This window comes from Shimia litoralis (genome assembly GCF_005518135.1).
Classification (GTDB): Bacteria; Pseudomonadota; Alphaproteobacteria; order Rhodobacterales; family Rhodobacteraceae; genus Shimia_E; species Shimia_E litoralis.
This window is the reverse complement of sequence record NZ_SULI01000021.1, coordinates 39,337-50,514: the sequence shown is the minus strand read 5'-3', so window position 1 is coordinate 50,514 and position 11,178 is coordinate 39,337. Positions and strand designations below refer to the sequence as shown.

The 11,178-nt window shown below is 53.9% G+C and carries 14 protein-coding genes, 1 tRNA gene and 1 pseudogene; 7 read left to right on the top strand and 9 right to left on the bottom strand.

The features are described from left to right. Positions 1 to 62: 62 nt before the first annotated feature. From FAP39_RS14140 to FAP39_RS14125, 4 genes are all read right to left on the bottom strand, one after another. On the bottom strand, positions 63 to 827 hold the full coding sequence (locus tag FAP39_RS14140) for an NADPH:quinone reductase (RefSeq protein WP_171006869.1): 765 nt from the start codon (positions 825 to 827) through the stop codon (positions 63 to 65). 235 nt (positions 828 to 1,062) lie between these two features. After that, positions 1,063 to 1,602, bottom strand: a complete 540-nt coding sequence (locus FAP39_RS14135) for a YbhB/YbcL family Raf kinase inhibitor-like protein (RefSeq protein WP_138017034.1) — start codon at positions 1,600 to 1,602, stop codon at positions 1,063 to 1,065. A 151-nt stretch (positions 1,603 to 1,753) separates the two neighbouring features. Further along, positions 1,754 to 2,623, bottom strand: coding sequence for a polysaccharide deacetylase family protein (locus FAP39_RS14130; protein ID WP_246059167.1), 870 nt, complete (start codon positions 2,621 to 2,623; stop codon positions 1,754 to 1,756). Positions 2,624 to 2,932: 309 nt separating this feature from the next. Then, positions 2,933 to 3,226: a putative quinol monooxygenase gene (locus tag FAP39_RS14125; RefSeq protein ID WP_138017032.1), complete on the bottom strand. Its 294-nt coding sequence runs from the start codon at positions 3,224 to 3,226 to the stop codon at positions 2,933 to 2,935. Positions 3,227 to 3,395: 169 nt separating this feature from the next. Between FAP39_RS14125 and FAP39_RS14120 the strand changes: the two genes are divergently transcribed. Beyond that, entirely contained in the window at positions 3,396 to 4,289 is an 894-nt protein-coding gene (locus FAP39_RS14120; protein WP_171006868.1) for a LysR family transcriptional regulator, read from the top strand. A 60-nt stretch (positions 4,290 to 4,349) separates the two neighbouring features. Here FAP39_RS14120 and FAP39_RS14115 read toward each other — a convergent pair whose 3' ends face one another. Both FAP39_RS14115 and FAP39_RS14110 read right to left on the bottom strand, forming a co-directional pair. After that, the gene (locus FAP39_RS14115) at positions 4,350 to 5,042 is read right to left on the bottom strand and encodes an MOSC domain-containing protein (protein WP_138017030.1); all 693 of its coding nucleotides are present in this window, start codon (positions 5,040 to 5,042) and stop codon (positions 4,350 to 4,352) included. Then, positions 5,039 to 5,581 (bottom strand): MarR family winged helix-turn-helix transcriptional regulator, encoded by a 543-nt coding sequence (locus tag FAP39_RS14110; RefSeq protein WP_138017029.1) that lies wholly within the window; start codon positions 5,579 to 5,581, stop codon positions 5,039 to 5,041. Before FAP39_RS14110 ends, FAP39_RS14115 begins: the two co-directional genes overlap by 4 nt. A gap of 88 nt (positions 5,582 to 5,669) precedes the next feature. Here FAP39_RS14110 and FAP39_RS14105 point away from each other — a divergent pair, with 88 nt between their 5' ends. After that, on the top strand, positions 5,670 to 6,434 hold the full coding sequence (locus FAP39_RS14105; RefSeq protein WP_138017028.1) for a hypothetical protein: 765 nt from the start codon (positions 5,670 to 5,672) through the stop codon (positions 6,432 to 6,434). 79 nt (positions 6,435 to 6,513) lie between these two features. Here the strand turns inward: FAP39_RS14105 and FAP39_RS17815 are convergent, their stop codons facing one another. The 3 genes and pseudogenes from FAP39_RS17815 to FAP39_RS14095 form a co-directional block, all read right to left on the bottom strand. Beyond that, the gene (locus tag FAP39_RS17815; RefSeq protein WP_246059165.1) at positions 6,514 to 6,993 is read right to left on the bottom strand and encodes a tyrosine-type recombinase/integrase; all 480 of its coding nucleotides are present in this window, start codon (positions 6,991 to 6,993) and stop codon (positions 6,514 to 6,516) included. Positions 6,994 to 7,070: 77 nt separating this feature from the next. Further along, positions 7,071 to 7,586: pseudogene (locus FAP39_RS18005) on the bottom strand (phage integrase central domain-containing protein); the annotation flags it as partial. A 141-nt stretch (positions 7,587 to 7,727) separates the two neighbouring features. Beyond that, positions 7,728 to 7,817: transfer RNA gene (locus tag FAP39_RS14095), tRNA-Ser, on the bottom strand. A gap of 128 nt (positions 7,818 to 7,945) precedes the next feature. Between FAP39_RS14095 and FAP39_RS14090 the strand changes: the two genes are divergently transcribed. The 5 genes from FAP39_RS14090 (at position 7,946) to FAP39_RS14070 (ending at position 11,140) form a co-directional block, all read left to right on the top strand. Beyond that, positions 7,946 to 8,785: a DUF2059 domain-containing protein gene (locus FAP39_RS14090; protein ID WP_138017027.1), complete on the top strand. Its 840-nt coding sequence runs from the start codon at positions 7,946 to 7,948 to the stop codon at positions 8,783 to 8,785. Positions 8,786 to 8,970: 185 nt separating this feature from the next. Continuing rightward, positions 8,971 to 9,621 carry a 50S ribosomal protein L21 gene (locus tag FAP39_RS14085; protein ID WP_138017026.1) on the top strand — a complete coding sequence of 217 codons (651 nt, stop codon included), beginning with the start codon at positions 8,971 to 8,973 and terminating at the stop codon, positions 9,619 to 9,621. Between the two features lie 23 nt (positions 9,622 to 9,644). After that, on the top strand, positions 9,645 to 9,914 hold the full coding sequence (rpmA, locus tag FAP39_RS14080; protein WP_138017025.1) for a 50S ribosomal protein L27: 270 nt from the start codon (positions 9,645 to 9,647) through the stop codon (positions 9,912 to 9,914). Between the two features lie 80 nt (positions 9,915 to 9,994). Continuing rightward, positions 9,995 to 10,588, top strand: coding sequence for a LysE family translocator (locus tag FAP39_RS14075; RefSeq protein ID WP_138017024.1), 594 nt, complete (start codon positions 9,995 to 9,997; stop codon positions 10,586 to 10,588). 12 nt (positions 10,589 to 10,600) lie between these two features. Next, positions 10,601 to 11,140, top strand: a complete 540-nt coding sequence (locus FAP39_RS14070; protein ID WP_138017023.1) for a GNAT family N-acetyltransferase — start codon at positions 10,601 to 10,603, stop codon at positions 11,138 to 11,140. The last annotated feature ends 38 nt before the right edge of the window (positions 11,141 to 11,178 follow it).

Sequence of the window (11,178 nt, the reverse complement as noted above, 5' to 3'; positions counted from 1 at the left end):
CTTGTATCCATTCAATCGGGTTGGATACATCTTAGCACGCTGTCCGAATTTGCCGGACCACTTCACGCGGGGTTGGTCGTGGCGTAATGCGCGATGACCCCGCCCTGTCTAAGGTAAAGATGTGCGTCTTGCATCGTGTCGGACAGGGCCACATCAACGATCCGATCAATCTTTGTGCCGTTAGTGACCGCCAACACTGCTTCAGGCAGATTTTCTTCACGATAGTTGATGATGTGATCAGCCCCAGCCTGGCGTGCGTGTTCAGCTTTTTCTGGTCCGCTGACTGTCGTGATCACCCGTGCTCCAGCCCATTTGGCCAATGCGATTGCACAAAGGCCGACAGCGCCGGCTCCGCCCGTGACCAATACCCATTTGTCTTTGATGGGGCCGTCAGCCATGAGTGCACGGTGAGCTGTCATCGCCGGAACACCCAAACAGGCCCCCTGTTCGAAGGAGATGCCATCAGGGAGCAGGGCAGTATATGCAACATCGACCACAATCTGTTCCGCCGCGGTTCCTCGGTTGCCCTGTGTCATGCCGTCTGCCGAGCGGTTCACATTGAAGACCCAAACACGTTCGCCAATTCGTGAGGACGCCACGCCTGCACCAACCGCTTCGATAATTCCAGCACCGTCTGAATGAGGGATGACATCTCCTTCCGGAAGAGGACCTTGCGCGCCAGATCGCACCTTGTAGTCAGAAGGGTTGATGCCGCTGGCATAGATACGCACCCGCACCTCGCCTGTGCCGGGCTCGGGGATTGGGTGGTCCACCATACGAAAGCTGTCTTTTGCGGCCCCTTGGCCAATGGCAATTACGGTTTTCATGTCCGGGACCTTTTCCAAAAAAGTAGCCCACGCGACAGTGCGCGTGAGCCAGTCGGGGGAATGGCCTTGCCAATAGCATTGAACCGACGTGGCTTGATGCATGGCTAGGCCGTCTCCGAAAACAAGATAAGGTATCGGAGATGGAGAATAATCTCGGTAAATGCGAATTCACAATTTGGAAAACCAAAAGAATGTCGCAGGCGGATCTTATCCTGCCGACGTCAAAATACTTTCGTTATTCTGCCCGTGGGCCAGCGATCACATCCAGTGTTGCAGTCGCAATGGCATTGCTGTTGTAGAAAAATCCGGCCAGCGCAGCCGAGGCGTTTTCAGGCAGATCAAGATGGTCTGACGACAGCGCATATACGGTGTAGGTATAGGTATGCGTCCGTCCCACTGGCGGACAAGGGCCGAAAAATCCGGGTTGGTTGAGGTCAGTGTTGTTTTCGACCGCCGCCGCAGGGAGGTTCGTGCCAATTCCGGTTTCATCGGCGGGAATGTTGTAGGTGCTCCAGTGCCAGAAACCGCTGCCGGTGGGGGCGTCGTTGTCATAAAACGTGACGGCAAAGCTTTTTGTACCTTCAGGCACATCGGTCCAGGCCAATTCTGGGCGGGTGTTTTCTCCGGTGCAGCCGAAACTGTTCCAGTAAAACGGGTCAGGAATCGTCTGACCCGCCTGTAAATCAGGGCTTGTCAGAGTAAAGGTTTCCTGTGCTTGGGCGGTGCCTGTTGTAAGGGTGATTGTCAGGGCGGCGGTCAGAATATTGAGGCGCATAGCGACGGTCTTTCTGTGTTGAGTTGAGATCTCTGACCTAACGCGTATGGGTGCCGAAAAAATCATGTGGGTCTCAAATGCAGATTTTGCTCAGGCCAAACAATAAGGCTTCTTGGGGCCCAATTGTTTGGCCGTGAAATTTGCTTAAGAATTAAAAGATGCGCGGAGGATTCACAGGAACATCATCCTGTTCCAAAGTGTATTCTGCGATTTCATCTTTACGCATGAAAACCACACCTTCATGTTGTTTGGCATAGGTCAGGAACCGATCCAGCGCACCTACAATCCCTGGGGCTCCACCGATGCGATCATGTGTGCTGATGGACATCATGCGCCGCCGCGTCGCGCCTTCGGCATACAAAACATCAAATTCGTCTTTCAGCTCTTGTTCAAAGCTTGACGCCGTCATGGCTTGTGATGAAAACCGTCCGATATCGTTGCAACGCAGCGTGTAAGGCACCACAACAAGTGGCTTATCCTGCACCATGGTCAACGCGGGTTCGTCGCGGGACAAATCATCTGTGTGATACAGAAAACCCAGTTCTTGCAGGATGTTGAATGTCGCGCGTGTCTGGCGCATCCAGAAAGCATTAAAGCCGATGGGGCGCTGACCAGTTATCCGCTCAACAACCTCAATGTTCTTTTCATATGACGCGCGCTCCTCGTCGGGTGTCATCCCAAACTGAGGGGTCCAGTTGTACCCGTGCGCTGCGGCTTCGTGCCCACGGGCCACCAGTTCTTTGGCAAGATCCGGTCTACGTTCAACCGCTTGCCCGACCATATGAGAGGTCACTTTAACCCCATGGCGATCCCATAAATCAAGCAGCCGGGGAATGCCTTCGTTCATACCATATTCGTACCACGTGGGGGTAATTGTATCGACCAATCCGTCCTCCATCGGCGGAAATGGCCCTTCGGCATCGGCACCTTGTGCTCCGGCCTCAAATTGCATCGAAATCGAGATGGCTAGGCGGGCGTTATTCGGCCAGAACTCGGGGGGGGAGCTTTGTGTTTTCATCATTGTGTGCCTCATGTTGGTTCCAAAAGTCACAAGGACTTTAGGTTCGGCAGAGAGGCGAACAATTCCGAAGATCCGAACTCAATCTTTGAAAAACTCAATCAATAGACTTCTAAAAACCGAACTCGGCCGTTTGTTCAGTTACGGCATCAAGCTCCAAGCAGAACTCGCTTTTGATTAGAGCAAAGCAATCGGCCTCTGGTTGGTAGAGCGCACGGGCACCGAAAGTGCCTGATTGGTTTATTAATCTCCGCCACAGCTTTTGTCGTGCGGGCAAATGCCTATAAGCTAAAAATTTGCCCGCACTATTGCCTAGATTTCACCGAGTACGACACTTGCTGGAGGCTCATTCAGCATCGCTTCTATTTTGGCCCATGCACCCGTTTCAACCAGCCCGGCAACATGTGCGGCATGGAGGTCTTTGGATTCCCAATCCTCAATCAAAACGAATGCAGGTGGCTGTTCAACGCTGCGAAGCACCCGAACCCGATTGCATCCTTCTGCGCCCGGCAAGTCAGCTTGGACAGATGCGATGAGGGTTTCAAAATTTCCAAAGCTTTCAGGCTTGGGTTTAAACGTCACGAGAACGATATGGTTTGAAGGCATGTGGTTTCCCTTTGTTGCTGTTGCAGGGCCGGATACGGTATTTGAGAGTGTATCGGGGCAGCAAGCATTTCATTTATGGAAAGCCGATTTTTCAAATATGCATCGAAAAATCAGCTCACAATGCTGTTTATTCTTGAAGTTTCTGACGGTCGACGCGAAAGGTCAAAAGATGAGTTTCAAAAATGGAATGCCAAGTTGGGAAGACCTTAGACTGTTCTTGGCCGTCGCAAATGAAGGTGGGCTTATCGGTGCGGCTGCGGTTTCTGCGTCGAGCCCGCCAACATTAAGCCGCCGGATGCGCCACCTTGAAGACAACCTTGGCATCCAGCTTTTTGAGCGACATCAAACCGGTTACAGCTTGACGCAACACGGTCGGGAGTTGCTGGTCAAAGTTCAGGAAATGGAGACGCACTCCAAATCCATTCAGACGTGGCGCGCACAGCTTGATCAACGCCCAGTCGTCAGAATTACAGCGGGGTCTTGGACCAGCGTCTTTCTGGCCCAGCACCTAGAGGAGATCACCGGCGGCGCGACGGCGCCGCGCATCGAATTTCTATCTGGGGCCAGCTTTCTTAACGTTTCACGCCGCGAGGCCGATATTGCCATTCGAAACAAGATTTCGGAGCAGCAGGGGATCGCCAAAACACGCATTGGCCCTGTCAGTTTTGGCATCTACGGATCCTCGACCTATTGCCGGTCCAACCCATCAAGCCAATCTGAAGATCGTTACGAAAACTGTGACTGGGTCATTCTTTCGGCTGTTGGAGCAACGGGCACGTCATCGTCTTGGTTACGTCAGCGCATCGGCGATTCCGCCCGATTGGTTTGCGATACACCTCATGCCGTATTGGAGGCGGTGGCCAACGGTGCCGGCCTTTGTGTTCTGCCGCGATTTGTCGGAGAGCAAGAGCCGCGATTGCAAGCGTGTTGCGCAGAAATCGATTGCCTCAGGCATACTCAGTGGTTGGTCACTCATGATGAAACCGGAACATTGCCGCATGTCCGAAAAACCGCGCAGAAGATTGTGAAGTTGTTTGCACACCATCAGGATTTGTTTGGGTAAGCCAATCCCTGATGGCATCTCTATATCCGGCCAACATTGGAACAGGCTGGTCGTGTGCCGCTAACCGTTTAGCCGCTTGGTGGTGTCCTCTGACCGGTTTCCCGACGCCATCTTGGCAAAAGCCGTACGCCACCCCACCGCCAGTTCTGGCATTTCGGCAAGTATCGCTGCTTCTTCATCAGACACTTGACGCAGAAGCCGCGCCGCTGTCACGCGTTTGATGGACCAGTTGGGTTGCGGGCGTTCCAAAAGCTGAACTCTATCACCCACGCCCACTTTGCCCCCTTCCAAAACGCGGTAGTACCAACCCGTTCGGCCTGTTTTCTGAAACAGATAGGCCATGCGCTTGTTGCCCGTGTGCTCGGATAGTTTCCAACACGGTTGGCGACCTTGGCTGACTTGAACCACAGCCGTACCCATGCTCAGGATATCCCCGATGTTGAGCGTTTCCTCTGTGATCCCTGTTGTTGCGATGTTCTCGCCAAAAGCGGCGGGGATCGATCCTTTGGGGATCTCACCTTCGCTGATCCATGTTGGATAGTGATCCGACGCATAGTGATGGATCGCTTTGTCAGACCCGCCATGGTGTTCCAGATCCGCCTGCGCATCTTTGATAAAACCATTCTCATCAATGGTCTGAGGACCCGTGACAGCGGTCTTGTTGATGGCAGAAGGCCCGCGCTCCTGCCAGCGATGTTGAACCTGGCCACAGAAGATCCCATCAATGATGGAGGAGAGTGTTGCTTTGGTCATACAGGCACCTGTTCGTGGCAAATCTGGTCGGCTTCCTCAGCTGACAGGGCGGTTTTCAGAAGGGCACAATAGGGGGCACCCCCTTTTTCGCGGTGGTGAATGCAGGTTTTGCAGAGGCCAAATTCGCGCCCGCCATTTTTGGCAAGCGCGTTTCGCAGGGTGCTTAGTAATGCGCTTTGCAGAGCGTCGCGTTCATTGCTGCCAAGCGCGTTTAGCGCATCTTCCATCGGGACGGCCGATCCGGCGATGTCCTGACCTTTTGGCGTCAACGCATAGCTTATGACCCGCTTGTCCAACTCGGAACGTTGCTCCTTCACATAGCCCTTTTGCAACAGGGATTTGAGCGATTGGGTCGTGGTTCCGCGGGTTGTTCCAAGATAATCCGACACATGGGATGGGCTTCTGGAAAACTGATTTGCGCGGGCAAGATAGCCAAGCACCGAGCGTTGGGTGGGGTTTAGATTCCCCGCCCAACCCGATGCCGCATCCAGCCGGGCAAGTCGATTAATGAGCTCGCGAATTTGAGTGTGTGTTGTCATGTCCTCACTAATATCGACTCGAAACAGTCATTGCAATAGTTTCGACTCGATACTAGTAGTGAGTCGAAATCACTTGAAAGGACGCAACATGACCAGATCATTTTTCACACTCACCACCATTGCTTCATTGCTCGGAGCCTCGGCGATGGCCGAAGGCGGCCACGATCATGGCCATGCCATCAATCAAGACGGCGCAATCCTGTCCGACGCAGACACGGCAAAGATTGCGTCCTTTGATATTCTGGCCGCCCATGCGCATCGCAAAGGCAATGTCGTGACGTTTCACATGACGACAAATGGCGTTGCCGGCGCGGACGTTCCCGACGCCACAGGTGGGGTAGGGGGGGCAAATGTGCTGTCTTATGTCTGGCCAACGTCATTGGATCCGTCCGCTGTTGGCTTTGAAGGCGGCACCGGAATTCTTGCGATGGCGGCAACCAGCCACCCAGATTTTGATGACACGCCGCTTTTTGATGAAAACAATGACGGCGATCCGGGGAATGATGGTATCGTCTGGCACAGCCATTGGGTTGTTCTGACCCCAACAGAAGCTTGCGGGCCGGGGGCGCTTGCCGTTCGCGACATACCAGACGGGGAAACTCCGCAACTGCCAGCAACTTGGCCGGGTTTCCCGATCTTTCTGGACAGCCCGGGCTTTACCCCGCTGTTTGACGGCCCGGAGATTGCGGTCAATGTGGGGGTCCGCAGCGATGTTGATCTGGAAGGTGTCGCCTATGATGGCGTGACCGCAGCCTTGCGGGTGAATGCCAACATCCATTCGCCGCTGCTTTGTGTTGTGGATGTGTTTGATGTTGCTTCTGGCGACCTCAGCTTGCCCGGCAAAGTCAAATGATAAGCGCCGGGGCGGCTCATCTGCGGCCCCGGTTTCAACCCGAACTATGATCCTCTGGAACCTCGGCTTTCGGGGCTGCTTAAGGCAGACGCCCTGCTTCAATGCAGCAAGAGTTTCGGCCCAGAGCAGACATGGTCAGATGGTAACTAGGGCGGAAGGTGTGAATTCGCTGCACTCGCGTGCTTTTCATGCGCCGCAGCAACATGAGCATCGCCATATTGCTCATAGGCCTGTGGCACTTCTGGCCCTCAAACACGACCTCGGAGTGCATCGCCTTCAGTGGCTCAATGATTGCCAACATCTCTGGTGTTAAGGGTACGCGGTGCTCTTGGTCGGCCTTCATCCGCGACGTCGGAACGATCCAAAGCTGTTGGTCAAAATCAAACTCTCCCCAACACGCGTGAAGCACCTCGCTTGTGCGACTGGCGGTGAGACAGGTGAACATGAGCGCCTTTGCGGCCATGGCCTCCTTGGTAGCCAGATCCGCATAGAAGGTGGGCACATCCTTCCAATGCATCGCCTTGTGGTGCTGTACCTTCTGTTTGACCTGTGGCAGCACGCGTGCGTCCCGGATGGTTGTGACGGGTTTTCACCATCCCTAAAGCCTTTGGATTTCGCGACGTCCAGAACAGCTTTTATCCGCTGTGCCAAACGCTTGGCTATCTCGTGCTTTGTCGTCCACACGGGAAGCAGCACTTGTAGTACCTCGGGCTGACCAACCTCCAAAACCGGCAACCGTCCTACTTTGGGAAAAGCATACTCAGCCAAAGTGTTGATCCACTGCTGCCCGTGCTTTGGGTTATTCCATGCCGGAAGACGCTCTATGTGAACTTGTCGGGCGATCTCTTCGAAGCAGGGGATTTCCTGCCTGCCGTTGTAGCGCGGGTTGATCCCTCGTTTTGCCAACCTTCGGTATTCCAACGCGCGGTCACGTGCTTCGTTTAATGTCACGACGTCAGCACCGCCAAGCCCGAAATCGGTACGAAGTGGCTTGCCTTCGCGGTTGCGCTGGCACTTCACTGTGACACGCTCAATCCAGCGCCTTGCGCCCGATGGATCAACAACGAGGTACAAGCCGCTCCCGTCGCCGTGACGGCCAACCCCAAGGGATCGGACCAAATTCTTCGTCAGCTTTCCGCTTAGAGCAACCATGAAAGTACCACAATTCCTCCCACGCAATGAATAGAAACGAGCCTAATCGAACAGAAAAGCAATAACGAATGTGGATATGTCAACAATAACGGCCCCATCTGGGGGGATTGGGTTCCAGCGAAACTGCTTAATATTGCCAAGTGGCGGAGAGACAGGGATTCGAACCCTGGGTCCCCTTGCAGGGACAACGGTTTTCGAGACCGCCCCGTTCGACCACTCCGGCACCTCTCCGCGGGGGTCTGTGGAGGCGTCGTTTAATGGGCTTTGAAGAAGGGTGCAAGAGCCCTTTTGCATTGTTTGTCATTTGTTTTTGACTAGGCTGTAATAATGGAGATTGCGCATTTGATAGGAACGTCCTGATGCAAAGAGTACGAAACCGTGCAGTGCAGTTGTTTGCCTTTGCTGTCCTGAGCTTTGTGATGCTGGGAACATCGGTCATGGCCGCAGATCGCGCCAGCGTTGCGGCCTTTCTAAAGGTGACAGGGTTTGATGTGGCAATTGACTCGATCGCGCTTTCTGCAAGCTCTGCGCCTGATATGCTTGGGATGGATGCCAGCGACTTTGGTTTGGAATGGACCAGACTGGCCAACGACGTCTTTCAACCTGAATTGATGCAGACCCGTGCCACGGATATTCTTGAGCAAACCCTAAGCGACGACATGCTTGCCCATGCGGCTACTTTTTATGCTTCGGATTTGGGGCAACGTTTGGTGGACGCTGAGAACGCGTCGCATTTTGAAGAGGACGCGGTCAAATACGCCGAGGGTGAAAAGCTGGTCACAGAGTTGATGGCCGAAAACCGCGCGCGCATTGATATGCTCAAACGTATGAACCAAGCGATTGATCCAAACGATATTGGCCCCCAAGCCATTCAGGAAATTCAGGTTCGGTTCATCTTGGCTGCGGCTTATGCAGGATTGATTGAATTGCGCATCGACGAGGACGGGTTGCGGGCGGCTTTGGCCGAAACCGAACCTGAATTGCTGAAGTCGATGGAAGAGTCTGCGTTGGCCAATTCGGCATATACCTATCAGAATTTCACCGACGCGGAGATCTTGGCCTATACCGAAGCGCTTGAAGATCCCGAGATGCAGCTGGTATACGAGTTGATGAATGCTGTGCACTTTGAGGTGATGCTCAACCGGTTTGAAGTCCTTGCGGTGCGGATGGCCGATATGCAGCCTGCACAGGATTTGTGAGCCGCCAAATAGGTGTTGACTTCACAAGAGAACCAAAGGATAAGCGCGCATCTCGGCGTAGGGCTCTCCTTGCGCCGTGTTTTGTTGAAACATCGTTCCGAAACGGAGCGCGCGGTTCGAGGCGGCATTTGCCAAAAACACCCGTAAGGGGGCCACAGAACGCGGTAATACTAAGGAAATAGGGCATGTTCGCAGTCCTGAAGACCGGCGGCAAACAGTATAAAGTTCAATCAGGTGATATCCTGCGCGTTGAACGACTGGCTGCAGACGCTGGCGAAACAGTTCAATTCAACGAGATTCTGATGCTGGGCGGTGACTCGACCGTTGTTGGCGCGCCTCTCGTAGACGGTGCCGCCGTACAGGCCGAAGTTGTTGACCAAATCAAAGGCGATAAGGTCATCCACTTTGTAAAACGTCGTCGTAAGCACAGCTCTAAGCGTACCAAAGGTCACCGTCAAAAACTGACTTTGGTTAAGATCACTGATATTCTCGCTTCTGGCGCTGATAAATCAGGTGTCAAAGCTGCTGTTGGCACCGGTTCGGTTCCAGCTTCTGTTGTAGCTGCTATGGCTCCAGCTTCTAACAACCCAGCTCGGAACGCAAAAGCGGCCGCACCTGTTGTAGAAGCATCCGCAGACGCTGCCGCAGATGACTTGAAAAAGTTGTCTGGTGTTGGCCCCGCACTTGAGAAAAAGCTGCTTGCAGCAGGCGTGACATCGTTTGCACAAATCGCAGCTTGGACCGAAGCCGATATTGCTGAGTTCGACGAGAAATTGTCGTTCAAAGGCCGCATCGAGCGTGAAGGCTGGGTCGACCAAGCCAAAGAACTGGCGTAAGCTGAGCATAGGAGACAAGCGATATGGCACATAAAAAAGCAGGTGGTTCATCCCGTAACGGTCGCGACTCAGCTGGTCGCCGCCTTGGTGTGAAAAAATACGGTGGCGAAATCGTCATTCCTGGCAACATCATCCTGCGTCAGCGCGGCACAAAAATGTGGCCGGGCGAGGGCGTTGGTATGGGCAAAGATCACACAATCTTTGCAACTGTTGACGGAAACGTAAAGTTCCACAAAGGCCTCAAGGGCCGTACTTTTATTTCGGTTCTGCCAGTGGCGGAGGCCGCTGAATAAGCCGACCTTAAAGGTTTCAAGACATTAAGGGGATCGGCGATACCGCCGGTCCCTTTTTCTTTTCAGACAGGACCCCGTTCATGACTGTTGCAGTCATCAGCTTTACCGCGTTTGCAGCGTCTCAGGTGGCAACACCCGGGCCGGCCAACATGGCATTGCTGGCAACGGGGGCACGGTTTGGGTTTCAGAAGGCCTTGCCATTCGTGGCAGGAGTGGCTCTGGGCAAACAGCTTATTATCTGGCCGATTGGCTTTGGCTTGATGTCGCTGCTTGAGACAGCGCCATGGGTGTTTCAAATCCTGAAATGGGTGTCAGCGGCGTATATTTGCTGGTTGGCATGGAAGGTTGCCAATTTGCGACTATCTGTAGACCAAGAGAGCCTCGTGAAGGCGCCTGGTTTTGTGGCTGGTCTGGCTGTGCATCCTTTGAATCCAAAGGCTTGGGCCATGGTTGTGACGGGGTTTACCAGTTTTGTCACACCCGGCACACCCGCCCTTCAGGCCACGGCGACAATCGCGTTTTCGCTTTTGGCCTGTCAGGCCGTATTTCATCCGATCTGGACTTTTGGAGGAGACCGGATCGCACACCTTGTCGCGGGGCAACCTGCGGAGAGGTATTTAATGTGGACCTTGGCGATCTTAACGGTCGCATCGGTTCTTTATGTGTTGTTTTGAGGAGGGCCACACATGAAACTTGATAAAATCATAAACCAGCCGGTGATCGAGACCGAGCGCTTTGTGCTGCGTCCCTTGCGGCGGTCGGATCAGGGATTGATCGAAATGTACGCTGGTGATCGATCGGTCGCACGTATGACGTCATCTATTCCGCATCCGCTACCACCCGGAAGCATCGAGGCGCTGATTGCGCGTGCCCAGGATGCATCCCGTGTAGAAGACGTTTGGGCCATTGATGGCACACACACGGATGGATCTGAAATAATGGGGCTGATCAGTCTCAAGCGTGTTGATACCGGTCAAAGTGAAATCGGGTATTGGGTTGCGCCCGCGTTTTGGAACACAGGGCTTGCGTCTGCCGCAGTCCGTGCTCTGATTGCGGCTAATCCGCTTGAGAGCAAAACCGTGTTTGCCTGTGTATTTCAAGACAACCCTGCATCTGCACGTGTCTTGACCAACGGCGGCTTTCAATACTTGGGCGACGCCGAGAGTTTTTCGGTTGCGCGCAATGCCGCGGTCCCAACATGGACCTATAGCCTGAAATTAGATTGAGCCTCCCCCTGCAATTGCGTTATCAGGCGGGGCACATA

Excerpts from the sequence above, each read along its gene's own strand:
- FAP39_RS14115 (WP_138017030.1), bottom strand. The coding sequence starts at position 5,042 with ATGACCAAAGCAACACTCTCCTCCATCATTGATGGGATCTTCTGTGGC.
- FAP39_RS14125 (WP_138017032.1), bottom strand. The coding sequence starts at position 3,226 with ATGCCTTCAAACCATATCGTTCTCGTGACGTTTAAACCCAAGCCTGAA.
- FAP39_RS14110 (WP_138017029.1), bottom strand. The coding sequence starts at position 5,581 with ATGACAACACACACTCAAATTCGCGAGCTCATTAATCGACTTGCCCGG.
- FAP39_RS14140 (WP_171006869.1), bottom strand. The coding sequence starts at position 827 with ATGAAAACCGTAATTGCCATTGGCCAAGGGGCCGCAAAAGACAGCTTT.
- FAP39_RS14120 (WP_171006868.1), top strand. The coding sequence starts at position 3,396 with ATGAGTTTCAAAAATGGAATGCCAAGTTGGGAAGACCTTAGACTGTTC.
- FAP39_RS14070 (WP_138017023.1), top strand. The coding sequence starts at position 10,601 with ATGAAACTTGATAAAATCATAAACCAGCCGGTGATCGAGACCGAGCGC.
- rpmA (WP_138017025.1), top strand. The coding sequence starts at position 9,645 with ATGGCACATAAAAAAGCAGGTGGTTCATCCCGTAACGGTCGCGACTCA.
- FAP39_RS14075 (WP_138017024.1), top strand. The coding sequence starts at position 9,995 with ATGACTGTTGCAGTCATCAGCTTTACCGCGTTTGCAGCGTCTCAGGTG.
- FAP39_RS14135 (WP_138017034.1), bottom strand. The coding sequence starts at position 1,602 with ATGCGCCTCAATATTCTGACCGCCGCCCTGACAATCACCCTTACAACA.
- FAP39_RS14130 (WP_246059167.1), bottom strand. The coding sequence starts at position 2,623 with ATGATGAAAACACAAAGCTCCCCCCCCGAGTTCTGGCCGAATAACGCC.
- FAP39_RS14085 (WP_138017026.1), top strand. The coding sequence starts at position 8,971 with ATGTTCGCAGTCCTGAAGACCGGCGGCAAACAGTATAAAGTTCAATCA.
- FAP39_RS14090 (WP_138017027.1), top strand. The coding sequence starts at position 7,946 with ATGCAAAGAGTACGAAACCGTGCAGTGCAGTTGTTTGCCTTTGCTGTC.
- FAP39_RS14105 (WP_138017028.1), top strand. The coding sequence starts at position 5,670 with ATGACCAGATCATTTTTCACACTCACCACCATTGCTTCATTGCTCGGA.